Source organism: Mesorhizobium sp. WSM4845, assembly GCF_055811455.1.
In genome coordinates, this window is sequence record NZ_JBVVQA010000047.1 from 1 (window position 1) to 23139 (window position 23139).

21 protein-coding genes are annotated in these 23139 nt (G+C 63.0%); 7 read left to right on the top strand and 14 right to left on the bottom strand.

All coding sequences use genetic code 11. The features are described from left to right. Positions 1–345: 345 nt before the first annotated feature. The 4 genes from AC0L2C_RS31900 to AC0L2C_RS31915 form a co-directional block, all read right to left on the bottom strand. The gene (locus AC0L2C_RS31900) at positions 346–1143 is read right to left on the bottom strand and encodes an FAD binding domain-containing protein (RefSeq protein WP_473525320.1); all 798 of its coding nucleotides are present in this window, start codon (positions 1141–1143) and stop codon (positions 346–348) included. Between the two features lie 117 nt (positions 1144–1260). Next, positions 1261–3609, bottom strand: coding sequence for a xanthine dehydrogenase family protein molybdopterin-binding subunit (locus tag AC0L2C_RS31905; protein WP_473525321.1), 2349 nt, complete (start codon positions 3607–3609; stop codon positions 1261–1263). A 111-nt stretch (positions 3610–3720) separates the two neighbouring features. Next, on the bottom strand, positions 3721–4215 hold the full coding sequence (locus tag AC0L2C_RS31910; RefSeq protein ID WP_128166747.1) for a (2Fe-2S)-binding protein: 495 nt from the start codon (positions 4213–4215) through the stop codon (positions 3721–3723). Between the two features lie 262 nt (positions 4216–4477). Further along, entirely contained in the window at positions 4478–4909 is a 432-nt protein-coding gene (locus AC0L2C_RS31915) for a nuclear transport factor 2 family protein (RefSeq protein ID WP_473525322.1), read from the bottom strand. 293 nt (positions 4910–5202) lie between these two features. On the opposite strand from AC0L2C_RS31915, the gene AC0L2C_RS31920 reads away from it, so the two are divergent. Beyond that, positions 5203–6282, top strand: a complete 1080-nt coding sequence (locus tag AC0L2C_RS31920) for an FIST signal transduction protein (RefSeq protein WP_287219384.1) — start codon at positions 5203–5205, stop codon at positions 6280–6282. Positions 6283–6290: 8 nt separating this feature from the next. Further along, positions 6291–7631 carry an ATP-binding response regulator gene (locus AC0L2C_RS31925; protein WP_128166753.1) on the top strand — a complete coding sequence of 447 codons (1341 nt, stop codon included), beginning with the start codon at positions 6291–6293 and terminating at the stop codon, positions 7629–7631. A gap of 123 nt (positions 7632–7754) precedes the next feature. Here the strand turns inward: AC0L2C_RS31925 and AC0L2C_RS31930 are convergent, their stop codons facing one another. Continuing rightward, positions 7755–8438 carry a response regulator gene (locus AC0L2C_RS31930; RefSeq protein WP_023803603.1) on the bottom strand — a complete coding sequence of 228 codons (684 nt, stop codon included), beginning with the start codon at positions 8436–8438 and terminating at the stop codon, positions 7755–7757. Positions 8439–8595: 157 nt separating this feature from the next. Between AC0L2C_RS31930 and maiA the strand changes: the two genes are divergently transcribed. Together maiA and AC0L2C_RS31940 are read left to right on the top strand one after the other, a co-directional pair. Further along, a complete protein-coding gene (gene maiA / locus AC0L2C_RS31935; RefSeq protein ID WP_128166755.1) occupies positions 8596–9246 on the top strand; it encodes a maleylacetoacetate isomerase in 651 nt (216 codons plus the stop codon). 29 nt (positions 9247–9275) lie between these two features. Continuing rightward, a complete protein-coding gene (locus AC0L2C_RS31940; RefSeq protein ID WP_473525323.1) occupies positions 9276–10316 on the top strand; it encodes a zinc-dependent alcohol dehydrogenase family protein in 1041 nt (346 codons plus the stop codon). A gap of 181 nt (positions 10317–10497) precedes the next feature. Here AC0L2C_RS31940 and AC0L2C_RS31945 read toward each other — a convergent pair whose 3' ends face one another. Next, the gene (locus AC0L2C_RS31945; RefSeq protein WP_128246845.1) at positions 10498–11361 is read right to left on the bottom strand and encodes a DMT family transporter; all 864 of its coding nucleotides are present in this window, start codon (positions 11359–11361) and stop codon (positions 10498–10500) included. Positions 11362–11467: 106 nt separating this feature from the next. Here AC0L2C_RS31945 and AC0L2C_RS31950 point away from each other — a divergent pair, with 106 nt between their 5' ends. Next, on the top strand, positions 11468–12871 hold the full coding sequence (locus tag AC0L2C_RS31950; RefSeq protein ID WP_128246846.1) for an aminotransferase-like domain-containing protein: 1404 nt from the start codon (positions 11468–11470) through the stop codon (positions 12869–12871). Between the two features lie 180 nt (positions 12872–13051). On the opposite strand, the gene AC0L2C_RS31955 is transcribed toward AC0L2C_RS31950, so the two are convergent. The 3 genes from AC0L2C_RS31955 to AC0L2C_RS31965 all read right to left on the bottom strand — a co-directional run bounded on the left by AC0L2C_RS31955 (position 13052) and on the right by AC0L2C_RS31965 (position 15602). Further along, on the bottom strand, positions 13052–13552 hold the full coding sequence (locus tag AC0L2C_RS31955; protein ID WP_128246847.1) for a MaoC family dehydratase: 501 nt from the start codon (positions 13550–13552) through the stop codon (positions 13052–13054). Positions 13553–13782: 230 nt separating this feature from the next. Then, on the bottom strand, positions 13783–14211 hold the full coding sequence (locus AC0L2C_RS31960) for a phasin family protein (protein ID WP_473525324.1): 429 nt from the start codon (positions 14209–14211) through the stop codon (positions 13783–13785). A gap of 95 nt (positions 14212–14306) precedes the next feature. Beyond that, the gene (locus AC0L2C_RS31965) at positions 14307–15602 is read right to left on the bottom strand and encodes a DUF445 domain-containing protein (protein WP_473525325.1); all 1296 of its coding nucleotides are present in this window, start codon (positions 15600–15602) and stop codon (positions 14307–14309) included. Between the two features lie 199 nt (positions 15603–15801). Between AC0L2C_RS31965 and rirA the strand changes: the two genes are divergently transcribed. Next, entirely contained in the window at positions 15802–16263 is a 462-nt protein-coding gene (rirA, locus tag AC0L2C_RS31970) for an iron-responsive transcriptional regulator RirA (RefSeq protein ID WP_091598109.1), read from the top strand. A 219-nt stretch (positions 16264–16482) separates the two neighbouring features. Here the strand turns inward: rirA and AC0L2C_RS31975 are convergent, their stop codons facing one another. The 5 genes from AC0L2C_RS31975 to hemP are packed head-to-tail and all read right to left on the bottom strand — an operon-like array spanning position 16483 to position 20665. Further along, on the bottom strand, positions 16483–17271 hold the full coding sequence (locus tag AC0L2C_RS31975; RefSeq protein ID WP_473525326.1) for a heme ABC transporter ATP-binding protein: 789 nt from the start codon (positions 17269–17271) through the stop codon (positions 16483–16485). Between the two features lie 25 nt (positions 17272–17296). Further along, on the bottom strand, positions 17297–18397 hold the full coding sequence (locus tag AC0L2C_RS31980) for a FecCD family ABC transporter permease (RefSeq protein WP_473525327.1): 1101 nt from the start codon (positions 18395–18397) through the stop codon (positions 17297–17299). An 11-nt stretch (positions 18398–18408) separates the two neighbouring features. Next, positions 18409–19275, bottom strand: a complete 867-nt coding sequence (locus AC0L2C_RS31985; RefSeq protein ID WP_473525335.1) for a heme/hemin ABC transporter substrate-binding protein — start codon at positions 19273–19275, stop codon at positions 18409–18411. A 47-nt stretch (positions 19276–19322) separates the two neighbouring features. Then, entirely contained in the window at positions 19323–20402 is a 1080-nt protein-coding gene (locus AC0L2C_RS31990; RefSeq protein ID WP_473525328.1) for a hemin-degrading factor, read from the bottom strand. Positions 20403–20413: 11 nt separating this feature from the next. Then, positions 20414–20665 (bottom strand): hemin uptake protein HemP, encoded by a 252-nt coding sequence (hemP, locus tag AC0L2C_RS31995; protein ID WP_287063755.1) that lies wholly within the window; start codon positions 20663–20665, stop codon positions 20414–20416. Positions 20666–20960: 295 nt separating this feature from the next. On the opposite strand from hemP, the gene AC0L2C_RS32000 reads away from it, so the two are divergent. Beyond that, entirely contained in the window at positions 20961–23135 is a 2175-nt protein-coding gene (locus AC0L2C_RS32000) for a TonB-dependent hemoglobin/transferrin/lactoferrin family receptor (RefSeq protein WP_473525329.1), read from the top strand. Positions 23136–23139: the final 4 nt, after the last annotated feature.

Genomic DNA, 23139 nt, shown 5'->3' on the forward strand with positions numbered 1-23139 from the left:
TCCTCCCGGCGAAGGAGAAAACTGTCACCCATGCAATCAGTCCATTCTGTTACCTATCTATCCGGTTCGGACACCGGCACCTTCTCCCCGTATAGTGACGGGGAGAAGGGGCTGGCCGCAACTTCGGCACATTTTCTGCAACGCTGGAGATTGGCGAAATCCTTTGCGAAGGCGTCCTTCTCCCCGTCACTATACGGGGAGAAGTGCCCGGCAGGGCGATGAGGGGCAGCGCAACCCTGAGCGATTGCCCTGGGCAATACTTCGCATTTCCGCCCATCAGACCCGAGAACGACGAAAAAGGGGCGGCGAAGGTCCCTCTCCCCAGGACCGGCACGCTGCAGAAAATCAGGTGTTGGCGGCGGCCACTGCGCGCTTGGCCATCACCACGATCAGATTGGCGCGATAATCGGCCGAGGCATGGATGTCGCTCATCAAATCATTCGCCGGCACTTTCACTCCGTTGAGGGCGGCGGCGTCGAAATTCATGGCAAGCGCCGCCTCGATTTCCTTCGAACGAAAGACGCCGCTGTCGCCGGCCCCGGTGACGGCAACGCGGACTCCATCCGCACCGTTGGCCACGAACACACCGACGATCGCATAGCGCGATGCCGGGTTGCGGAATTTTTCATAGGCCGCCTTGGCCGGCGCGGTGAAGGTCACCGCGGTGACGATCTCGCCGTCCTCCAGCGCCGTCTCGAACAGCCCTGTGAAGAATGCGTAGGCGGCGATCTCGCGCTTGTTGGTGACGATGGTGGCGTCGAGGGCAAGAAGTGCCGCCGGATAATCGGCGGCGGGGTCGTTGTTGGCGATCGAGCCGCCGATTGTGCCCTTGTAGCGCACCGCAGGATCGCCGATCCGGGACGCCATATGGGCGAGCGCCGGACACGCCCTCTTCAGCTTCTCGTCGCTGGCGACATCGTGATGCGTGGTGGCGGCGTGGATGGTGATGGTGGAGCCCGCCACCTCAATGCCTTTCAATTCCTCGATGTGCGAAAGATCAACGAGATCGGACGGTGCGGCAAGCCGCGTCTTCATCGCCGGGATCAGTGTCATGCCGCCCGACAAAAGCTTTGCATCGCCGGTCTCGAGCAGCTTGACGGCCTCGGCGACGGAGGCGGCTCGGTGGTAGTTGACTGGGTACATTTGTCTTTCTCCCTTCGGGGGAAAGGAGCGAATAGGGAGTAGTGAGTAGCGAATAGGGCCTACGCCTTCGCACGCACTTTGTTCCCTATTCGCTACTCCCTATTCGCTATTTGCTTATCAATGTTTCGTTCCCCGGATCGCTGCCCACACCGTGGACGGCGATGCCGGCATGGCGATATCGGTGATGCCGATGGCGTCGGTGATGGCGTTGATCACGGCCGGCGGTGAGCCGATGGCGCCGGCCTCGCCGCAGCCCTTGATGCCGAGCGGATTGCCCGGGCACGGCGTGTTCGAGGTCGAGACCTTGAACGACGGCAGGTCGTCGGCGCGCGGCATGGCGTAGTCCATGTAGCTCGCCGTCAAAAGCTGCCCGCTGGCGTCGTAGCGGGTGCCCTCCAGCAAGGCCTGGCCGATTCCCTGGGCGACGCCGCCATGCACCTGGCCTTCGACGATCATCGGGTTGATGATGTTGCCGAAATCGTCGGCCGCGACGAACTGGACGACCTCGGTCACGCCGGTCTCGGGATCGATCTCGACCTCGCAGACATAGCAGCCGGCCGGGAAGGTGAAGTTCGACGGATCGTAGAATGAGGTCTCTTTCAGCCCCGGCTCCATGCCGCCAGGCAGGTTGTGGGCGGTGTAGGCAGCAAGCGCCATCTGGAACCACGGCACTTGCTTGTCGGTGCCGGCGACCTTCAAGGCGCCGTTTTCGATGACGATGTCGCCCTCGTCGGCCTCGAGCAGATGGGCGGCGATCTTCTTGGCCTTGGCCTCGACCTTGTCGAGCGCCTTGACAACGGCCGACATGCCGACGGCGCCCGAGCGCGAGCCGTAAGTGCCCATCCCCATCTGCACCTTGTCGGTATCGCCATGGACGATGGAGACGCTGTCGATCGGCACGCCGAAGCGCTGGTTGACCAGTTGCGCGAAGGTCGTTTCATGGCCCTGGCCGTGGCTGTGCGAGCCGGTCAGCACCTCGATGGTTCCAGCGGCGTTGACGCGCACCTCGGCACTTTCCCAAAGGCCGACACCCGCTCCAAGACTGCCGACCGCCGCCGACGGCGCCAGTCCGCAGGCCTCGATATAGCAGCTCATGCCGATGCCGCGCAGCTTGCCTCTGTTGGCGGCGTCGGCCTTGCGCTGGGCAAAACCGGCATAATCGGCAGCGGCGATCGCCGCGTCCAGCGAAGCGGCATAATCGCCGGCATCATAGTTCATGATGACCGGTGTCTGGTGCGGGAACGCGGTGATGAAGTTCTTTCGGCGAAGTTCCGCCGGCGACACGCCCAGCTCGCGTGCGGCGGTCTCCATGGTGCGTTCGAGCAGATAGGTGGCCTCCGGCCGCCCTGCCCCGCGATAGGCGTCGACCGGCGCGGTGTTGGTGTAGACGGCGCGCACATTGGCGTGGATCGCCGGAATGTTGTACTGGCCCGACAACAGCGTCGCGTAGAGATAGGTCGGCACACAGGACGAGAACAGCGACATGTAGGCGCCGAGATTGGCGATGGTGTCGACCTTTAGCCCGGTGATCCTGTTGTCCTTGTCGAAGGCCATTTCGACCGTCGAGACATGGTCGCGGCCATGGGCGTCGGTGAGAAAGCTCTCGGTGCGGTCAGCGACCCATTTGACCGGCACGCCGGTTTTCTTCGAGGCCCAAAGGCAGATGATTTCTTCCGGATAGATATAAATCTTCGAGCCGAAGCCGCCGCCGACATCCGGCGCGATGACGCGCAGCTTGTTTTCCGGCGCGACATTGTAGAAGGCGCTCATCACCAGGCGCGCGAGATGCGGGTTCTGTGAGGTCGTCCAGCAGGTATAGTGGTCCTCGGCCTTGTCGTAGTGACCAAGCGCTGCGCGCGGCTCCATCGCGTTGGGCACCAGCCGGTTGTTCACGATCTTCATGCGGGTGATGTGGGCAGCCGCCTTGATTGCCGCGTTGGTCGCCGCGCTGTCGCCGAGCTCCCAGTCGAAAATCAGATTGCCGTCGGCTTCCGGATGGATCTGTGGCGCACTCCTTTCGAGCGCCTTCGGAGCATCGACGACTGCCTTCAGTTCCTCGTAGGTGATGTCGACCGCTTCGGCAGCGTCGCGCGCCTGGCCCTTGGTTTCGGCAACCACGACGACCACCGCGTCGCCGACATAACGGACCCTGTCGAAGGCCAGCGGCGACCACGCCCCCATCTTCATCGGCGAGCCGTCCTTGGAATGGATCATCCAGCCGCAGATGAGATTGCCGATGCCGTCGGCCTTGAGCTCTTTGCCGGTCAGCACGCCGATGACACCCGGCATGGCCTGGGCTTTTTTGACATCGATCTTCTTGATCTCAGCATGCGCATGCGGGCTGCGTACGAAGGCCGCATGCTTCATGCCGGGAACCACCATGTCGTCGACATAGCGCCCGGCGCCGGTAATGAACCGCTTGTCTTCCTTGCGCGCTACACGAGCGCCAACACCTTCAATGCCCATCGCAGAAATTCCTCCCGAAAAAGTAGGGGAATAGGGGAGTAAGGCAGTAGGGCAGTAGGGATTTGAGCCGACTTCCCCTACTGCCTTACTGCCCTACTCCCTTACTGCCCCTCATGCAGCTTGCCTGGCCTTGCCCTTCGAAGACATCGTCTCCGATGCGGCGAGGATCGCCTTCACGATGTTGTGGTAGCCGGTGCAGCGGCAGATATTGCCTTCGAGCTCGGCCCGCACCGTGGCCTCGTCGAGGCCTTCGGGGTGACGGTTGACCATGTCGGTCGCCGCCATGATCATGCCCGGCGTGCAGAAACCGCATTGCAGGCCGTGATGCTCCTTGAACGCCGCCTGCATCGGATGCAGGTCGGCGCCGTCAGCCAAGCCTTCGATGGTCACGACGCTTGACCCGGAGGCTTGCACCGCAAGAATCGTGCAGGATTTTACCGCCTTGCCGTCGACATGGATCACACAGGCGCCGCATTGCGAGGTGTCGCAGCCGACATGCGTCCCGGTCAGGCCGAGATTCTCCCTCAAGAAATGAACCAGAAGCGTACGGTCTTCGGCAGTGCCGCTGACCCGCTTTCCGTTCACCGTCAATGATATCTCCGACATGAAACCTCCCTGGGTGCTACCTTGGTCGTTTTTGGCGTCGGTGGTGCCCGAGCCCTCCATCTGTCCGCTATTCTTATACCGCATAAAAGCACGGGAAATAGTGCCGCGGAATGCCGAGATTGGGAGAATGCAGTTCGGCCGAAAATCCGCCTATTGTACTTTCGGTCACGCAAAGACAGGCAAACAGCGGAGCGAAGCGAAACCATGGTCGGGCGATGCCGCCTGCCGGCCATCAGCGGCAATGGTGCTGGCCAGGCCGATTTCAGCCGATGCCGTGCTTCCTGAGAACCTCCTGCTCGTCGCCTGACACCCAGCCAAATATTTTAGGCTCTCCGGCCAGTTTCTGCACGAGGTAGTGGACGTCGAAATCGATCGTGACGTCAGTCTGGCCTTTGCGCGCGAAGATCGACGTCCAGGCGACGTGGGCAACGCAATGATGCTCGTCTATCGGCGAAATGCGAACATCGCGTATTCGCATCTCCTTGGTGCCGATCGCTCGATAGCGAGCATAGCCTTGTTCCATAGCCTGCTTGAGCTGGTCGTCGTTCTTCCCGACCATGATGCCGGCAGGCGACGCCGCAATGAAGGCGGAAGCATAGACCGACGTGACTTCGTCCATGTCGGCATCATCGGCGAGGGATTTCCGGAAAAGCCGCTCGTAGCGTTCGAATAGCTTCCTGACCTGGGGGTCCATGGATCACTCCCTTCCGCTGTGGTTTTGGGATCTGACGTTTCTGAGCGCCGATGCCGTCAAAAACAGCAGAAAATTCAATTCCGTCATGTTGGCTCATTGCCAAAGTAGCACTTGAAGACAACAATGACTTCGACGCCGGCGCGCCAGGATCAAAAAAGAGCCGCGCACAAAAAGAGCGTCGGAGGAAATAGAGGAGGAAGCCGCTGGCCAGTTCACGGACGCGCTATGCATGCGGCCTATCGGTTCTCACCACCGACGAACCCGACGCGGATGCGTTCGCCCGGGCGGTGGCAGTGGAAGCCGCGGCCATCGACGCTGGATTTGCCCTGCTGTTTTTCTCGCAAAGCCTGCTTGAGGCAGTCGCCCTTTCGGAAGCGCTGGAGAACCACGCGCCGGCGCTCCGCTATGCCGGCTGCTCGACGGCCGGCGAGATTACGCCCAAAGGCCTGGAGGACGGCCAGGTCATGGCCATGCTGCTTCCCTCCGCATCTTTTTCGGCAGCCAGCACCATGGTCGAAAATCTGTCGTCATCGGGCATGGACGGGATCACCGGCGAAGTCGAGGCGCTGAGGCGTTCATTACGCGGCCGCGTCGGGCACGAGCGAGCCGACACCACTTTCGCGCTCTGCCTCATCGACGGGCTGTCCTATGCCGAAGAAGCGGTCACCTCCGCCATCCATTGGGGGCTCGACGATATTCCACTGATCGGCGGGTCGGCCGGCGATGATTTGAAATTCGAGACGACGCGGCTGATCTCGAATGGCAAGGTTGCCTGCGACTGCGCCATCATCGTGCTGATCACCACGGAAATTCCTTTCCACGTGTTCAAGACCGACAATTTCGTCCCCACCGACGAGAAGCTGGTGGTGACCGCGTCCGATCCCGATCACCGCACCGTGCGCGAATTCAACGCCACCAATGCCGCCGAGGAATATGCCGCCTCGGTCGGCGTCATCCCGCAGATGCTGACGCCGCTCAGTTTCGCTTCGCACCCGGTGGTGGTGAAAGTGGGCGGCGAATTTTACTGCCGCTCGATCCAGAAGATGCATGCGGACGGCTCGCTGTCGTTCTTCTGCGCCATCGACGATGGCGTCGTCCTGTCCATCGCCCGACCCAAGAACATGGTTGAATCGACGCGTGCCGCCTTCAGGGATGTCGAGGAAAGGCTTGGCGGCATCGACATGATCCTCGCCTTTGACTGCGTGCTGCGCAGGCTCGATGCGCGCAACCGCCAGGTCTTTCGGGAGATGTCGGAACTCTACAAGGTCAACAACGTCATCGGCTTCGGCACCTATGGCGAGCAGTACCGGTCGATGCATCTGAACCAGACGTTCACCGGCATCGCCTTCGGAGAGCGGCAGGCGGCGGAGTAGGAGGTTTCATGCCGCTCAGGGACATCAACGACCTGGAGAAGCTGAAGAAGATCAACGCAGCCCTTGTCAGCCGCGTCGAGCGCTCGATGGACCAGCAAGGCAACGCGTTCTCGCTGTTCCAGACCGCGATTTCGCTCGAGAATCGAGTGCGTACGCGCACCGAGGAACTGCACTCGACACTGCGCAGATTGGAACAATCCAACATCGATTTGAGCGCGGCCAAGGAAAACGCCGAACTGGCGAACCTGTCCAAGACCAGGTTCCTGGCAGCCGCCAGCCACGACGTGTTGCAACCGCTGAACGCCGCGCATCTCTCCGTCTCGGCGCTGGCCGAAGTGCAGACCAGCGACGAAGGCAAAAAACTGGTCCGGCAGGTCGAGCGGTCGCTGGAGACGATGGAGGATCTGCTCCGCACCCTGCTCGACATCTCCAAGCTCGATGCCGGCGTCGTGCAGCCCGATATCGGCGACGTCAGCCTGGAGGTGCTGTTTTCGTCGCTGCGTTCGGATTTCCTGCCGGTCGCCGAATTGAAGGGCCTGACGCTAAAATTCCGGCCGGTCAACGCCGTCGTGCGTTCGGACCGCACCTTGCTGCGCCGCATCCTGCAAAATATCCTTTCCAACGCGCTCCGCTACACCCGCTCCGGCGGCGTGCTGGTCGGCACCAGGCATCGCGGCGACACGATCCGCATAGATGTCGCCGATACCGGCTGCGGTATCCCCGACGACCAGCGCGAGGCGGTGTTCGAGGAGTTCCACCGCGGCACGTTCCCGACCGATGCCGGGCTAGCCGGCGGCGGGCTGGGACTGGGCCTGGCCATCGTGCGCCGCATCGCCGCCGCACTCGGCCATCCCGTGACGTTCTCGTCGAAAGTCGGGCACGGCACGATTTTCCACATCGACGTTCCGGTCGGGATCGGCGCCAGCGTCGATCCCATTGCCAGCAGCGCCGACATGGAGCGGCCGCGCGGCTACGGTCTGTTCGGCACGAAGGTGCTGCTGGTCGAGAACGACGTCGAGGTGCTGCAGGCGATGACATCCCTCCTCGAGCGCTGGCAATGCCTGGTGCGCCCTGCCACCTCGACCGATGCTGCACTCGACATGCTCGGCGATACGGACTGGGTGCCGGACATCGTCATCGCCGACCAGCATCTCGACGGCGGCGACCTCGGCACCACCACGATCGCCGAGGTCCGCGATTATCTCAGCCGCGCCGTGCCGGCGCTGATCGTCACCGCCGACGGTTCGGAGACCGTCGCCAAAGCCGCCCGCGCCGCCGGCATCGAGCTGATGCGCAAGCCGCTGAAACCGGCGCAGCTGCGCGCCCTGCTGGCGCATCTCTTGGCTTGATCCCAAAGACACGGGCAGAAGACCGCGAGCGACAGGAAAATGGTGCGCTGTCACCGTGATTTCTCGTCCTTGGACGGAAAAGGTAAGTTCTCGGTTACGGTTTAGTCACCCTAACGGGTACGGCTAAAACCCCGCCTGGCCGCGAAACAGCTCGGCGCTGTCGAGCTTCGAAACCTCGATGACGGCTTGCGTGCGGCTGTAGACATTGAGCTTGCGCAGGATTTCGGAGACATGCGCCTTGACGGTGGTTTCGCCGACCTGCAGCTCGTAGGCGATCTGCTTGTTGAGCAGGCCCTGGCGCAGCATCTGCAGCACCCGCAATTGCTGCGGCGTCAGTTTGGCAAGGCGCTGCACCATCTCGGCGCGATCGGTGCTGTCGGCGTCCGGCGGCTGGCCTTCATAGGTTTCGGGCACGTAGATCGCGCCTTCCATCACCGAGCGTATGGCGGCGGCTAGATCGCTCTTGCGCGCCGATTTCGGGATGAAGCCGGCAGCACCATAGGACAGCGCCTCGGAAATGATCTTCGGCTCCTCATGCCCCGAAACGATGACCACCGGCAGGCGCGGATAGCGGGTCCGAAGCTGCAGCAGTCCGTCGAAGCCATGCACGTCGGGCATGCTGAGGTCGAGCAGCGCGAGATCGAACGGCTTGGCGTCCGCCAGAAGCTCGAACGCCTCGGTGATCGAACGCGCCTCGACAGTGTCGACGTCCGGATAGGCCATCTGCACGGCGCTGTGCAGCGCCTCGCGAAACAGCGGGTGGTCGTCGATGATCAGAAACCGGGCGCGATCGTTGACTGCGGTCATGGCGTTCGTTTCAGTTCAGGGCAGGATAGAATAGCCCAGCGACCATGGCCAGATTATTGGCAAATAGTACATCGCCATCCCTGGCCGAAGGACGGAGATGGCAATTTCGGGACCATCATGCCTTGCCCGGTCGTCCAAATCGGCCGAATGTGCAGGAATGAGCGATCTCGTCCTGCATAACTACTACCGCTCCTCCACCTCCTACCGGGTGCGGATCGCGCTGGAGATGAAGGGCCTGACCTACCAGTATGTGCCGCATCATCTGCGCCACGGCGAGCATCTCGAGCCCGCCTATCTCTCGGTCAATCCGCAAGGACTGGTGCCGGCGCTGATCCTGGGCGACGGCACGCTGCTGACGCAATCGCTGGCGATCATCGAATTTCTCGACGAGACCAGGCCCGAACCGCCTCTTTTGCCACAGGACGCGCCTGGCCGGGCCCGCGTCAGGATGCTGGCGCAGATGATCGCCTGCGACATCCATCCGGTGAACAACCTGCGCGTGCTGACGTCGCTGCGCACGCTGTTCGGCGCCGGCGACGAGGACGTCGCCAACTGGTTCCGGCACTGGGTGAACGAAGGTTTCCAGCCGCTTGAAAAGATTCTTGTTTCATCGCCTGAAACAAAAACGTTCTGCCATGGTGACACGCCGGGGCTGGCCGACATCTGCCTGGCCGCGCAGGTCACCAGCAACGCCCGTTTCGGCGTCGACATAGCGCCCTACCCGACGGTCACACGCATCCACGCCGCCTGCATGGCGCTGCCGGCCTTCCAAAAGGCCGCGCCGGAGAACCAGATCGATGCCGAGTAGCAGCGCTATCCAATTATGAGGAATTGCCGATGAAAGCCGTTGTCTTCGAAAAATTCGGCGAGGTGCCGACGATCCAGACTGTTGCCGATCCGGAGCCAGCACCGGGCGGCGTTGTCATCAAGGTCGAGGCGACCGGGCTCTGCCGCAGCGACTGGCATGGCTGGATGGGCCACGACGACGGCATCCGCCTGCCGCATGTGCCGGGCCACGAGCTTGCCGGCGTCGTGGTGGCCGCCGGCAGCCAGGTGACCCGCTGGAAGACCGGCGAGCGCGTCACCGTGCCGTTCGCCGTCGGCTGCGGCCGCTGCTTCGAATGCAGCTCCGGCAACCATCAGGTCTGCGAGCACCAGACCCAGCCCGGCTTCACCGGCTGGGGCTCGTTCGCCGAATATGTCGCCATCGACCATGCCGACACCAATCTGGTCCGCTTGCCGGACGAGATGGAATTCGCCACCGCCGCCAGCCTTGGCTGCCGCTTCGTCACCTCGTTCCGCGCCATTGTCGACCAGGGCCGGGTGACACCAGGCGAATGGGTGGCCGTGCATGGCTGCGGCGGCGTCGGCCTGTCGGCGATCATGATCGCCAGCGCCATGGGCGCCAACGTGATCGCCATCGACCTGACCGACGAGAAGCTGGACTTCGCCAAAAAAATCGGCGCGGTGGCGACGATCAATGCCGCCAGGACGCCGAACGTGGTCAAGGCGGTCAAGCAGATCACCAATGGCGGCGCGCACATGTCGATGGACGCGCTCGGCCATCCGACGACCTCGTTCAACTCAATCGTGAACCTGCGCCGGCGCGGCCGCCATGTCCAGGTCGGGCTGATGCTCGGCGATCAGGCCAGGCCGCAGATCCCGATGGACAAGGTGATCGCCTTCGAGCTCGAAATCCGCGGCAGCCACGGCATGCAGGCCTACCGCTACCAGGCGATGATGGAGATGATCCGCACCGGCAAGCTGAAACCCGAACTGCTGGTCGGCAAGCGGATCAGCCTCGATGAGGCGCCCGCGGCCTTGATGGCGATGGGCGGCTTCGAAGGCATCGGCATCGGCGTGGTCACGAAGTTCTAGCCGTGCGGCTCCCCCTTCTCCCCTTGTGGGAGAAGGTGGCCGCGAAGCGGCCGGATGAGGGGTGCTCCAGCTTGGCACCAACAGCACTCCGGCCAGCACCCCTCTTCCGTCTTGGCGCTGCGCGCCAATCCACCTTCTCCCACAAGGGGACCACAAGGGGAGAAGGAAGAAAGGCCGCCGCCTACCGCGCATATTTCTTCGCACCGACCACGCAAAGCACGACGGCGGCGGTGACGGCGATCATGGCGGGGCTGACTTGCTCGTGCAGCAGCATTGCCGCTAGCCCGAGGCCGAAGAAAGGCTGCAGAAGCTGCAACTGCCCGACCGCGGCGATGCCGCCTTGAGCCAGCCCGCGATACCAGAACACAAAACCAATCAGCATGCTGAACAGCGAGACATAGGCCAGGCCGATCCAGGCGGCCTTGCCGACGTTTTCGAGCGACGGTGGCATGGTGATGAGCGTCAGCGCCAGCATGACCGGCAGCGACAACACCAGCGCCCATGAGATCACCTGCCAGCCGCCAAGTTTGCGCGACAGCCTGGCGCCTTCCGCATAGCCCAGTCCGCACACAATGATTGCCGCCAGCATCAGCATGTCGCCGAGCGGCGAGGCCGAGACACTTTGGGTCACCGCAAATCCGGCAACCAGGGCGCTGCCAAGGCATGAAAACAGCCAGAAGGCCGGTTTGGGGCGATCGCCGCCGCGAATGACGCCGAAGATCGCGGTCGCCAGCGGCAACAGGCCGATGAAGATGATGGAATGGGCCGAGGTGACGTGCTCGAGCGCCAGCGCGGTCAGCAGCGGAAAGCCGACCACGACGCCGAGCGCCACGATGGTCAGCGACAACAGATCCTGCCGTTCCGGACGCTTCTGGCGAAAGACGAGCAGAAGCGCCAGGCCGAGGATGCCTGCCGTGGCAGCGCGGGCGACGGTCAGAAAGGTCGGATCGAAATCCATCACCGCAACCCGCGTTGCCGGAAGCGATCCGCTGAAAATCAGTACTCCTACGAATCCGTTGATCCAGCCGCCCGCCGTCTTGTCCATCGCATGCTCCTGATGTTCTCGCCCTCTATCGGGCCGGACCTATGGCGCCGCCAGAGACAATGAAGTACAGTTCGACAAAACTGTCATGGCAGATTGAGCAGTACGGATGGACGAGCAGACGACGGCGAACGAGGGCAGCGGGACGCTTGTCGAAAGCGTCATGACGACGATCAGGCACAGGATCGCCGCGCGCAGCCTGACACCGGGAACACGATTGCCTTCGATCCGGGCTTTCGCGAAAACCATGCAGGTTTCGAAATCCACAGTGGTCGAAGCCTATGAGCGTCTTGCCGCAGAAGGCATCATCCGCTCGCGTCCAGGTTCGGGCTTTTATGCCGCCGGACCGTTGGCTCCCTTGTCGCTGGCCGAGATCGGCCCCAGGCTTGACCGTGCCGTCGATCCGCTCTGGGTTTCGCGCCAGTCGCTGGAAGCCGGCGACGGCGTGCTCAAACCCGGTTGCGGCTGGCTGCCGGCCGCGTGGATGCCGGAGGCCGGATTGCGCCGGGCCCTGCGGACAATGGCACGCGGCGATGATGTCACGCTGACCGATTACGGCACTCCGCTCGGGCTGCCGCCGCTGCGTCATCTGCTCGCCCGGCGCATGGCAGAGCACGGCATCGAGGCGTCTCCCGACCAGATCATGCTGACGGAATCGGGCACCCAGGCCATCGACCTCCTGTGCCGGTTCCTGCTCGAACCGGGCGACACGGTGCTGGTGGACGACCCCTGCTATTTCAACTTCCATGCCCTGTTGCGCGCTCATCGGGCCAAGGTGGTCGGCGTTCCCTATACGCCGTCGGGACCGGATATCGAGCTGTTCGCGCAGGCGCTGATCGAGCACCGGCCGCGCCTCTACATCACCAATTCCGCGCTTCACAATCCAACGGGTGCAATTCTGTCGCCGGTCGTCGCCCACCGATTGCTCAAGCTCGCCGACCAATCGGATCTGACGATCATCGAAGACGATATCTTTGCCGACTTCGAACACACCCCGGCACCCAGGCTGGCGGCGTTCGACGGTCTTGGTCGCGTCGTCCATATCGGCAGCTTCTCCAAGACGCTTTCGGCGTCGGTGCGCTGCGGCTTCATCGCGGCTCCGCGCGACTGGATGGAAGGGCTGACCGACCTCAAGATCGCCACGTCCTTCGGCAGCGGCAGGCTTGCCTCCGAACTGGTGCTGACGCTGCTGAAGGACGGCAGCTATCGCAAGCACGTCGATTTGCTGCGCACGCGGCTTTCACGCGCCATGGCTGAGACAGGCAGCCGCCTGAAGGCGATCGGCATCATGCCGTGGATCGACCAGCCGACCGGCATGTTCTTGTGGTGCAGACTGCCGGAAGGCGTCGATGCAGCGGAAATAGCCCGCCGCGCCTTGTCGGCCAATGTCGTGCTGGCGCCCGGCAATGCGTTCAGCCTGTCCCAAACCGCCAGCCGTTTCCTGCGCTTCAACGTCGCGCAGTCGGCGGATGAGAGAATTTTCAGGACGCTTGAAGAGGCGATGTCGCGTTGATTTTCCCGCACTGTCCCTTCTCCCCTTGTGGGAGAAGGTGGCCTCGCGAAGCGAGGTCGGATGAGGGGTGTTCCAGCTTGGCACCAACAGCACTCCGGCCAACACCCCTCAACCGTCTCGGCGCTGCGCGCCGATCCACCTTCTCCCACAAGGGGAGAAGGCAAGATGGCGCTTCGCCCCTCACGGCCCCGCCCGCCTGCGCCGCCGCTCATAGAGCATGACCAGCGTTTCGGCGGTCAGCGCCGGCTTCTTCTCACCTTCGATCTCGACGATGTTGGCCGCCTTCATCAGATACTGGCCGGGGCCCTTGTCCTCCATGGACAACAGCGTGATCCGCAGCCTGATGCGCGCGCCGGCCCTGACCGGCGCCAGGAACCGCACCTTGTCAAAACCATAATTGAAGACGGCTTGCGTGTTTTCCGGCACGATGCCCATGTCGAGCGCCAGCGCGCCGATGATCGACAGCGTCAGATAGCCATGCGCGATGGTGGCGCGGAACGGGCTCTGCCGCTTCGCCCGCTCTGGATCGACATGGATCCATTGGCGGTCGCCAGTGCATTCGGCGAACTGGTCGATGCGGCTCTGGTCGACCGTCGTCCAGTCCGACACGCCAAGCTCCTGCCCTGTCATCGTCCTGAGCTGTTCGTAGGTCGGCGGCGGCCTCGGCCGTATTTGCGTCATTCCTGCTTTCCCGATCGCTTGCCCTGCCTCCGGACCACGAACCGGCCGCCTCTGTCAATTCGCTCAGTGTGTTCCGCCGCGATATCCTCGGCCGGATCGCGCCAGTGCCGGTGTAGAGCTGGCAACAGGATTATCGAGCAAGAGGAACTTTGTGCGCCTCGGCGGGACCAACACCAAGCCTTTCGCCAGCCGGGATGACGACAGAAAAGTCCAGCGGCTTGGGAAACAGCCTACTTCTTGTCGTAGCCGCTGCGGATTTCCTCCATCGCCTCCTTGATGCGCTCGCGCAGGATCTCGACCGATTCGGTGCCGGATTTCCTGGCCAGCTCGGCCACCTCGCCGGCATTCTTCAATGCGGTTTCGAAGGATTTCCTGGCGAACGCCGTTTGCTTGGCCATCAGCTCCCGAGGATCGCCCGGCGCCCTGTAGTCCTGTGCCATGTCGGCGATCTCGTGCAGCGTGTCCTGCAGCATCTCGCGTTGTCTGGAGAGCAGCGACGAGGTTCCGGCAGCACTTGCCCTGGCCGACTTTTCCAGTGCTTCGAGGTTCTTTCGATGATGGCTGAGGATCGCCTCGACATCGACGTTCGGCAGCTTCAGGTCGCGGCCGAACCTGCCGAACATGTCGATGAAGGTGTCGGATTCCGGTCGCTTTGCCATGGTGGTTTTCCTCTGTTGCTGCGAATTCGGCAGCTGAAGAGAAACAATAGAACAGCGGAGCTTCGCGGTCCATTCGGCCGCGCACACATCGCGCCTCAGCCGACGAGGAACAGCCGTTCCAAAGTGTGGAGCACGACGCCGGCCAGGCCGCCGATGACCATGCCGTTGAAGCGGATGTATTGCAGGTCCCTGCCGATGTTCATTTCGATCAGCCTGGTCAGTTGCGCAAGGTCCCAGCGCTTGACCTGATCGGCGATGAATTTCGAGACGCCGCTCTTCTGGCTTTCGACGAACGACGACAGCGCAACGATAAACCCCTGGTTCATGTCGGCCCTGATCTGGGCGTCGCCGGCAAGATGGCGGCCGACCTCGACGAACATGCTGGCGAGATGGGCGCGAATCATCGAATTCGGCGCCTTGGCGTCCTGCTCGATGAACACACTGAGGCTTTCCCACATGTCGCCGGCCAGCGCCTTCAGCTCCGGCCGGGCGAGGAAATCGCGCTTCAGTTTCTCGGCGCGCTTGGCATATTGCTTGGACGTCCTCAGCCGCTCGACGAAGCTCAGGACAAAACGGTCGAATTCGGCGCGCATCGGGTGATCGGGATCGGCCCGCACCTCGTCGAGCAACGAACCGGCGGAGGCGACGATCTTCTTCAGCAGATAGGCGTCGGCGCGAAACAGGTTGAACAGCGACGGCAGTTCCTCGCGGATCTTCTCGCGCATCGTCGCCAGCGCCTGCTCGTCGCTCAGGAAACGGCCGACGACCCTGGTGAATTCGTCGAACAGCCTTTGGTGGCGGCGGTCGTCGGTCAGCGCCGACAGCAACTCGGCGGCGAGCGGCGCCAGCGGCACCTTTTCGATCTGCTCCAGAATGCGGCTGCTGACGAAGCCGCGCAGGCCGGATTGCTCGACGGCCGCCAGTGTCTGCGGCACCAGCCGGCCGACGAAATGCGACAGATCGGCGGCGCGGTTGGGGTCGGCCAGCCAGTCGGCGACGAGCGCGGAAAAATCGACCTCGGCAAGCTTTTCGCGCACCGGCTCGGGCGCCAGGAAATTGGCCTCGATGAAGCGGCCGAGATTGTCGGCGATGCGGTTCTGGTTCTCCGGGATGATCGCGGTGTGCGGGATCGGCAGGCCGAGCGGCCGTCTGAACAGCGCCACCACCGCATACCAGTCGGCCAGCCCGCCGATCGTCGCCGCCTCGGCGAAAGCAGCGATGAAACCCAGCCACGGATAGTGGCCCTCGAACGACTTGGCCACCGCAAAGATGAGCACGCAGAGGGCGAGCGCTGCGGTGGCGACGAATTTTGTGCGCCGAAGCGCCGAAAGTTTGGCCTCCGCGTCGGCATCGAAGCGGGCGGACGCCCAAGCCGGTGATGATTGTGACATGGATGAACTGCTCCTGGTCTATGTCGCGGAGTTAACTTAGTAATCCGCCCACCCGAATGCGCGCCATTATCAGGGTCGTGGTTTGCACGACCGCCCACACAAAGCTGATAAAAATATTCAACTATTATGCGGTGCTTGTCTGGAATTATTCCAAGGTATAGGCCATATTAGGGTTGAGCTACTGCTTCGTGAGGACACAATGCGGCTGACACGCCAGACCAACTACGCCATGCGCATTCTGATGTATTGCGCCGCGAATACCGACCGGCTGAGCCGCATCCCGGAGATCGCTGCCGCCTACTCGGTGTCCGAGCTCTTTCTTTTCAAGATCCTGCAGCCTTTGGTCGAGCATGGTCTGGTCGAGACGGTGCGCGGCAGGAACGGCGGCGTCAGGCTCGGCCGCCCGGCCGAATCGATCACCCTATTCGACGTCGTGCGCGTGACCGAAGAGAGCTTCGCCATGGCCGAATGCTTCGAGAACGACGCCGCCGAATGTCCGCTGGTCGACAGTTGCGCACTGAATTCGTCGCTGCGCGAGGCGCTCAACGCCTTCTTCGCCGTGCTCGAGCGCTATACGATCGCCGACATGGTGGCAGCGCGCCCGAACGTGCGCCACCTGCTCGGCATCGACATGCTGGTGCAAAGGGCGCCGGCCGCCTGATCCGGGTCGAGCCATACCCGAACAGCGCTTGCAACTCTCCCTTCTCCCCTTGTGGGAGAAGGTGGCCTCGCGAAGCGAGGTCGGATGAGGGGTGTTCCAGCTTGGCATCAACAGCGTTCCGTCCAACACCACTCAACCGTCTTGGCGCTGCGCGCCAATCCACCTTCTCCCACAAGGGGAGAAGGAAGAAGGGGCGGCGCCGACCTTGCCAGCTGGAACTTACGCCGCTGACTGCGGCAGCACGAACGGCATGTCTCCGGCCGGCAGCACGCCGACCCGCAGCCGGCAATCGAACACTTTTTCGATCAGATCGTCACTCAGCACGTCCTGCGGTGAGCCGGTGGCGGCAAGCCTGCCGCGGTGCATGACAAAGATCCTGTCGACATACATCGCCGTCAAGTTGAGGTCATGCAGGATCGCGACAACGCCGCCGCCCCGCCTGGCGAAATCTCGGGCGATGTTCATGATGATCAATTGGTGCTTGATGTCGAGGCTGGAAACCGGCTCGTCGAGGAAGAGATAGCGCGGTTTGCCGTCGAGGACCGGCGCCCAGACCTGGCAAAGCACACGGGCCAACTGCACGCGCTGCTGCTCGCCGCCCGAAAGCTCCTGGTAGAAACGGCCGGCAAAGCCGTCGAGATCGACGCGCGCCAGCGCCCGTTCGGGCAGGCGCGCGTCCTCGCCGGGCAGCGCGCCCGAGCGCCCGCCGAGCAGGCCAAGCCTGACGATCTCGCGCACCGTGAACGGAAACGACAGCGTCGTCGCCTGCGGCAGCACGGCGCGCAGCATGGCGGCCTCGACCGGCTTCATCACCGACAGGTCGCGACCGTTGATGGTGACCTCTCCCGAATAGGCAAGATCGCCGGACAGCGCCCTCAGGAAGGTCGTCTTGCCCGAACCGTTGGGACCAACGATGGCCGCGATCTCACCGGGCCGCATGTCGAAATCGACATTGGCGACGATGCCCTTGCCGCCGATCGCTACCGAGACATCCCGCGCCTCGATCATGCAAACCCCTCTCACAGGTCGCCTCTCATAGGTCAATAACCCCACGCTTGCGCAGCAGGATCCAGAGGAAAAACGGGGCGCCGGCGATCGCGGTGACGATGCCGATAGGCAGCTCCGCCGGCGCCACGATGGTGCGGGCGACGGCGTCGGCCAGCAGCAGCAGGCAAGCGCCAAGCAGGGCCGAGGCCGGCAGCAGATAACGATTGTCCGGGCCGATAGCCAAACGCAGCAGATGCGGCACGACGATGCCGACAAAGCCGATGCCACCGCTGACGGCGACAGACGCCCCGACCGCCGCCGAGACGCCGATGATGGCCGTGTATTTCAGCCGCTGCACCGGAATGCCGAGATGGCCGGCGGTGGCTTCGCCCAGCGCCAGCGCGTTGAGGCCGCGCGCCAGGAACGGCATCGCCGCCAACGCCAGCACGATCACCGGCCCAACGGAGCCGATTTTTTGCCAGGTCGCGCCGGCGAGCGAGCCGAGCTGCCAAAAAGTCAGGTCGCGCAACTGCCGGTCGTCGGCCATGAAGATCAGGATACCAGTCAGCGCCATGGCAAGGGCCGCCAGCGCGATGCCGGCGAGCAGCATGGTGGCGACCGAGGTTTGGCCGCGCCGGGTGGCCACCTGATAAAGCACCAATGTCGTCACCAGCCCGCCGCAGAACGCCGCCAGCGGCAGAGCGAGTGTGCCCAGCATCGAAGTTATCGGCGCCAGCACTGTGGCGCCAAGCACGATGACGGACACCGCGCCGAGGCTCGCTCCGGCCGAAACACCGATGAGACCGGGGTCTGCCAGCGGGTTGCGGAACAGCCCCTGCATCACCGCGCCGGAGACGGCCAGTGCTGCGCCGATCAGCACACCGAGCGTGACGCGCGGCAGGCGGATGTCGTAGACGATCAGGCGGTCGCGCGCGCTCAGCGCCTCATTGCCGGGTGCTGCACCCAACAGCCAGTCGCCGACGACGCTGACGGCCGAGGCATCCGATGCGCCTGATGTCAGCGAAAACAGGACGGCAACGGCAAGTCCCAGGCACAAAGCCAGGATGACGATGCGCGCGCGCCCCGAGCGGTCGCCGTCGGATGCTGTCGCCATAGTGCCCGCACCAGCGATCGATCGATCCACCATCGGGCGCCCGCTCAGTCCGCGGCCTGCCCGCCGTAGAGCGAGGCGGCAAGGTCGCGGATGACGTCGGCGGTGCGCGGCCCGAAGCCGAGCAGATAACCGCCATCCATGCGGACCACCTTGCGCGCCGCACCCGCCGGTGTCGACCGGATGGACGGGTTCGCGAACAATTCGTTGTCCGATACGCCGGGACCGGCATTGTTCATCATCAGGATCACGTCGGGCCTGGCGGTGATGACAGCCTCGTCGGACAGTTGCTTGTAGCCGGAATAGCCGTCGATCGCGTTGACGCCGCCAGAAAGTCTGATGATGCCGTCGGCCGCGGTGTTGCTGCCGGAAGCGAGGATCTTGCCGCCCCGCATCGACAGCACGAACAGGACGCGCTTGCGGTCCTTGATCGAGGCGGTCTGCTTTTCGGCGGCCTTCAGCTTGACATCGATCTCGGCTGCCAGCGCATCGGCCTTGGCGTCGGCGCCAAGCGCCTTGCCGACGATTCGGATCTTTTCGAGAATGCCTTCGTGGTCGTAGCGCTCGGGCACTTCGATGAACGGGATGCTCGTCTTCTTCAGCACGTCGACGGTTTCCTTCGGCCCGCTGCCGTGCAGCGCCAGGATGCCCGACGGATTGACCGACAGCACGCCTTCCGGCGACAGCTGGCGCATGTAGCCGACGTCAGGCAGCTTGAGCGCCGCTTCGGGATAACGGCTGGTCGAATCGCGAGCGACCAGCCGGTCCTGCTCGCCGAGCGCAAAGACGATCTCGGCGATCGATCCGCCAATGGCCGCTATCTTCGACGGGTCCGCAAAAACCTCCGTGCCTTCGGCGGCGCGGGCCGGCAGCGCAAAGGCCACGCAAAGGCACATCGTGGCCCCAAGCGCCATTCTAAAAACACGCGCCCGTTCAAGCACAGCAGCCATTGTCGTTGTCCTCAGGCTGCGGTCGGGCTTGGAATGCGCGGCAGGTTCTCTGCCAGAAACCGCCAGTCCTCGCGCTCGCTTTCGCCTTCGCGGCGCTTGCCGAAGACCTGGATGATCATCTTGCCGTCGGCGCCATAGGCTTCGAGAGACGTGACATGGCCATCCTTGGTCGGCTTGCGCACGGCCCAGACCTCTTGGATGTGGTCGGTCCGCAGATGCAGGTGGAAGGTCTCGTCCAGCACGTTGATCCACGGCCCCATCGGCTTGATCGACTTGATCGGGCCCGAATGGATCTGGATGCAGCCGCGATTGCCGACAAAGCACATGATCGGCATCTCGCCCTCGGCGGCATGATGGAACATGGCGCTGACGGCATCGTGGTCGAGCAGCCAGGCGTAATCCTGGCCAACCGTGCGCAGCGCCTGGCGGCGGTCGAGCTTCAGCGTCTTCAGCATGCCGAAGAACTGATGCACGTCGGTCAGACGGCTCCAGCGGTCGCGCAGATCGTCGACGTCAGCGGAAGCGGCGGAAGCCTCGGCCTCGCTTTCAGGCCCGCCTTCTGAAATCGACCCCTCCTCTGAAATCGCGACGCTCGACTCCTGGTTCGTCGATTCGAGTTCGGCCACCAGCTTCTGATAGGCATAGAGGTTCGACGCCGGCCGCAGGTGCACCTTGTGCACCGCCTCGCCTGCCGCATCGAAGAACTGCAGGCTGCGCCTGATATCGCCGCCGTCGCGCTTTTCGACGGCAAAGCCGTGCGCCCAGGCTTTCGGGAAGATGCGCAGGTCGATGTTCTCGCCGAGCACCATGGCATTGTGGTTGCCGGTCACGACCTTGTCGTAGACGCCGGTCTTCTCGTGCACGGCGCTTTCATTGCGCGTCAGCGCCATGACCTCGCCGACGGCCTCGAGGCCGGTCAAAAGATCATTGACGCGCGGCTCGACGCGGAGGACGCCGTCGCCGCAATGCGCGGCGACCAACTCGGCCTCCGAAATGCCAAGCTGGGCGGCGAGATCGCGCTCGCGCGTCTTCGGATTGTCTGCCCGCGCCCGCCGGATCTCGTGCGGCGCGGGCCTTACGCGCTGGTCCATATTTTTATTACCTACTTGTTGAGGATGAGCTTGCCCTGGCGGGTGATTTTTAGCCGGTAAAGCGCTCCGTGATGCTCGATGCCGATCTCGTGCTCGCCTTGGAACAGCGCGTTGCTGGACAGGGTCCTCACCGTCAACGGAACCCGATCGAAACGAGCCGAATTGTCGTCGGAACGGCGAACGCGATCGCGAAAGTCACTGGGCCGAAAGTCATTGGGCCGAAAGTCTTTGGGCCGAAAGTCTTTGGGATTGTGCGTGTTCATCTGGTTCGATCCCTTTCCTGGGCCGGGCCGGGCCGGCCTGGTCGGCTGGCGCGGCGCTTGCGTGAAATGCCGATTGATTTCTTGACTTGAATACTCATGTTTACTAGTCAGTGCAATACCGGACTAGATGAGTCAAGATTTAAGAAGCCGGACACGACGAAAAAATGCCGGCGCGTCAAGCCGGCCAGCATCGAACCAGGATTTTTGGAGTTGGGGCATGGCGTTGGGGAATTGGGGACGGCTGGGTCTGGCGAATAGCAGTCCAGATCCGGTGCATTGATCGATGGCAACGGACATGGCAGCATTGCTGGCGGGCGCTGCAGCGATCGCTCTGTTCACCCCGTCGGCCCATGCTCAGTCGGCCAACGCCCAACAGGCCGCCCAACCTGCAACAGATCAACAGGCCGAACAGGCGCAGACGCCGGAACAGCCGGCCGCGGCAGGCGCAACGCTGCTCGACCAGATCCTGGTCGTCAGCCGCACCGGCGAGACGGCGATCGATTCCCTGGCTTCGGTCAGCCATATCGATCAGGAGCAATTGCGACGCCGCATGGCGACGACGCCTAACGACATGCTGTTGGGCGTGCCGGGTGTAGCGGTCCAGGCCGACGCGAGGCGCGTCTCCTCCAGCATCAACATCCGTGGCTTGCAGGATTTCGGTCGCGTCGCGGTGATCGTCGACAGTGCGCGGCAGAATTTCCAGCGCTCCGACCACGGCCCGCAATCGACCTTCTATATCGACCCGGAACTCATCAAGTCCGTCGACGTCATTCGCGGCCCGGTCGCCAACACCTACGGCTCGGGCGCCATTGGCGGCGTTGTCCTGTTCGAAACCAAGGACGCGGACGACTATCTTCGCGACGGTGAGACATGGGCGGCGTCTGCGACCGGACGCTATGAGAGCAACGGCGAAGGCTGGACGACCAGCGCTGCCGGCGCCTACCGTTTCAACGAAAATTGGGATGTCCTCGGCAACATCGTCTATCGCGACTACGACGACTACAAGGATGGCGGCGGCGATACGGTCGACAGCACCGGCTTCGACGTTTTGAGCGGCCTGCTGAAGACAACCATCCGCCCCAGCGAAAACAGCGAACTAAAGCTGGGCTGGAATGGCACGAGCGACGACTGGAACGAGGTCAGCGGCGGCACGCCGGTGAACGACGTCGACCTGGAGGCGAATACCTTCACGGCGCGCTACAACATCACCGATGAGGACAAGAGCTGGCTCGATCTCCACGTCAACGCGTCCTACAACAAGACCAACATGGAAATGACGAGCCTGGTTCCGCAAAACCGGTTTGATCCAGTCACCGGTCTTCCCATCGTCCTGCCGGCGAGCTCGATGTCGACCTTCGATGTCGGCACTTCGGGCATCGACATCTGGAACACCTCGCGGTTCGAGACCGCCGGCATTGCGCACGAACTGACCTATGGCGGCGACTGGGTTGGCGACGATGTCGAGACCGGCGGCGCCGCAGGCGGCGCCAGTTTCTATACCCCTTCGGGCAAGAGAAACGTTTCCGGCGCCTATATCCAGGACAAGCTCAGCTGGGACTGGCTCGAAATCATCACCGGCCTGCGTTACGACAGCTACAAGCTCGAAAGCGATGTCGGCGAAACCTCCGGCGACCGGCTGTCGCCGCGCATCACCGTCGGCGTCTCGCCGTTCGAAACCGCCAGCCTTGCGGGACTGCAATTCTACGGCACCTATGCCGAGGGATATCGCTCTCCGTCGCTGTCGGAAACCCTCATCAGCGGCAACCATCCGGCAGGCGTCAGCTTTCCCTTCCTCCCCAATCCCGATCTGAAGCCTGAAACCGGGAAGACCGTCGAATTCGGTGTCAACTACAAGCAGGGCGACATCCTCGAAACCGGCGACGCGTTTCGTTTCAAGGCCGCCTACTTCAACAACGACGTCGAAGACTACATAGCAGATGTAACGCTATCGGCATTCGACCCGACCAGCGGCTGCCCGTTCGGCCCCGGCATCCCGATCTGCGTCCAATACCAGAATTTCGCTAAGGCCAAGATCGACGGCTTCGAGATGGAAGGTGTCTATGATGCCGGATGGGGCTATGCCGGGCTCTCAGCTTCGATCATCGATGGTCACACGATTTCCTACGATGGCGAGCGGGCTGAGCTGCTTACCATCCCGTCTTCACAGGTCACGGCACAGCTTGGGTTGCGATTCCTGGAGGACAAGCTCACCGTTGGTGGCGAAGTGCAGTACAACGGCAAACCGAAAGGCAATCCGATCGCCGACGATTATACGCTGGTCAATGTCTTTGCCAGTTACCAGGCGAGCGACAATTTCAAGATTGATTTCCGTGCCGACAACCTGTTCGATGTCAAATATGCCAACCCGCTCAACATCACCACGTCTGGCCAGCCTCCGGAGCCTGTCTTCGCGGCCTACGAGCCCGGCGTCACGCTGAAGCTGGCGGCGACAATGCGATTTGGAGGCTGACGAC

Excerpts from the sequence above, each read along its gene's own strand:
- AC0L2C_RS31975 (WP_473525326.1), bottom strand. The coding sequence starts at position 17,271 with ATGATCGAGGCGCGGGATGTCTCGGTAGCGATCGGCGGCAAGGGCATC.
- AC0L2C_RS31945 (WP_128246845.1), bottom strand. The coding sequence starts at position 11,361 with ATGGACAAGACGGCGGGCGGCTGGATCAACGGATTCGTAGGAGTACTG.
- AC0L2C_RS31930 (WP_023803603.1), bottom strand. The coding sequence starts at position 8,438 with ATGACCGCAGTCAACGATCGCGCCCGGTTTCTGATCATCGACGACCAC.
- AC0L2C_RS31985 (WP_473525335.1), bottom strand. The coding sequence starts at position 19,275 with ATGGCGCTTGGGGCCACGATGTGCCTTTGCGTGGCCTTTGCGCTGCCG.
- rirA (WP_091598109.1), top strand. The coding sequence starts at position 15,802 with ATGCGGCTGACACGCCAGACCAACTACGCCATGCGCATTCTGATGTAT.
- AC0L2C_RS31905 (WP_473525321.1), bottom strand. The coding sequence starts at position 3,609 with ATGGGCATTGAAGGTGTTGGCGCTCGTGTAGCGCGCAAGGAAGACAAG.
- AC0L2C_RS31910 (WP_128166747.1), bottom strand. The coding sequence starts at position 4,215 with ATGTCGGAGATATCATTGACGGTGAACGGAAAGCGGGTCAGCGGCACT.
- AC0L2C_RS32000 (WP_473525329.1), top strand. The coding sequence starts at position 20,961 with ATGGCAGCATTGCTGGCGGGCGCTGCAGCGATCGCTCTGTTCACCCCG.
- maiA (WP_128166755.1), top strand. The coding sequence starts at position 8,596 with ATGAGCGATCTCGTCCTGCATAACTACTACCGCTCCTCCACCTCCTAC.
- AC0L2C_RS31955 (WP_128246847.1), bottom strand. The coding sequence starts at position 13,552 with ATGACGCAAATACGGCCGAGGCCGCCGCCGACCTACGAACAGCTCAGG.
- AC0L2C_RS31940 (WP_473525323.1), top strand. The coding sequence starts at position 9,276 with ATGAAAGCCGTTGTCTTCGAAAAATTCGGCGAGGTGCCGACGATCCAG.
- AC0L2C_RS31980 (WP_473525327.1), bottom strand. The coding sequence starts at position 18,397 with ATGGTGGATCGATCGATCGCTGGTGCGGGCACTATGGCGACAGCATCC.
- AC0L2C_RS31925 (WP_128166753.1), top strand. The coding sequence starts at position 6,291 with ATGCCGCTCAGGGACATCAACGACCTGGAGAAGCTGAAGAAGATCAAC.
- AC0L2C_RS31960 (WP_473525324.1), bottom strand. The coding sequence starts at position 14,211 with ATGGCAAAGCGACCGGAATCCGACACCTTCATCGACATGTTCGGCAGG.
- AC0L2C_RS31990 (WP_473525328.1), bottom strand. The coding sequence starts at position 20,402 with ATGGACCAGCGCGTAAGGCCCGCGCCGCACGAGATCCGGCGGGCGCGG.
- AC0L2C_RS31915 (WP_473525322.1), bottom strand. The coding sequence starts at position 4,909 with ATGGACCCCCAGGTCAGGAAGCTATTCGAACGCTACGAGCGGCTTTTC.
- AC0L2C_RS31965 (WP_473525325.1), bottom strand. The coding sequence starts at position 15,602 with ATGTCACAATCATCACCGGCTTGGGCGTCCGCCCGCTTCGATGCCGAC.
- hemP (WP_287063755.1), bottom strand. The coding sequence starts at position 20,665 with ATGAACACGCACAATCCCAAAGACTTTCGGCCCAAAGACTTTCGGCCC.
- AC0L2C_RS31950 (WP_128246846.1), top strand. The coding sequence starts at position 11,468 with ATGGACGAGCAGACGACGGCGAACGAGGGCAGCGGGACGCTTGTCGAA.
- AC0L2C_RS31900 (WP_473525320.1), bottom strand. The coding sequence starts at position 1,143 with ATGTACCCAGTCAACTACCACCGAGCCGCCTCCGTCGCCGAGGCCGTC.